This window comes from Hyphobacterium lacteum (assembly GCF_036330345.1).
Classification (GTDB): Bacteria; Pseudomonadota; Alphaproteobacteria; order Caulobacterales; family Maricaulaceae; genus Hyphobacterium; species Hyphobacterium lacteum.
This window is the reverse complement of sequence record NZ_JAZDRP010000032.1, coordinates 1-347: the sequence shown is the minus strand read 5'-3', so window position 1 is coordinate 347 and position 347 is coordinate 1. Positions and strand designations below refer to the sequence as shown.

1 protein-coding gene is annotated in these 347 nt (G+C 65.1%); it reads left to right on the top strand.

Annotation, left to right across the window (positions count from 1 at the left end):
- A partial coding sequence (locus V0U79_RS13665; protein WP_330200067.1) for an Ig-like domain-containing protein occupies nt 1-347 on the top strand: 347 nt, incomplete at both ends.

Below are 347 nucleotides of genomic sequence, written 5' to 3'. Positions count from 1 at the left end.
GACGGCCAGGTTACCGTCGATGTCCCCGCCAACAGCGCCCAAGACGCCGCAGGCAACGACAACACCGCAGCGCCCCAGTTCGCCGTCACCTTTGATGGGGATGCTCCCAGCCTGGCCATTACCGGCCCGGCAGGACCAGTCTCAGCCGCCTTCACCGCCACCTTCACCTTCTCGGAAGACGTCACTGGCTTTGAGCTGGGCGATATAACCGTCGGTAACGGCGCCGCCTCCAACCTCTCAGGCTCGGCAACCACCTACACCGCCACCATCACACCCACAGCGGACGGCCAGGTTACCGTCGATGTCCCCGCCAACAGCGCCCAAGACGCCGCAGGCAACGACAACAC